The 378-nt window shown below is 61.9% G+C and carries 1 pseudogene; it reads left to right on the forward strand.

Annotation, left to right across the window (positions count from 1 at the left end):
• Window positions 1–378: pseudogene (locus IB273_RS31295) on the forward strand (hypothetical protein); the annotation flags it as partial.

Genomic DNA, 378 nt, shown 5'->3' on the forward strand with positions numbered 1-378 from the left:
GGGTCTGCGAGGAAGTGGGCGTCACCCCGTGGGTCAGTCCCTGGGCCTGGGAAGGCTACGACATCATCGTCAACGTCAATCCCCTCGAAGAGGGCATGGCCTACTTCAAGCAACTGCACTCCGACCTCGGGCTCCAGGCCATGGCCGACCGCTGGGACAAAGGCCCCCTGCAGACCCGCCTGTACGACATCATCGGCACCGGCCCCGACAACAAACTGACGGCCGCCAAGATAAAAACAGCCCTGGAAATTCCCGCCCGCGCGCAGTCCATCGCGCAACTGGTCATCCAGTATGAAAGCGAATGGCGCTACACCGCGAAAAGAATGGAGCCGCTGGACAAACTGCTGGGCCACACCCGCACCGAGCCGATACTGAACT

This window comes from Pseudomonas sp. PDM19, from assembly GCF_014852215.1.
GTDB lineage: Bacteria > Pseudomonadota > Gammaproteobacteria > Pseudomonadales > Pseudomonadaceae > Pseudomonas.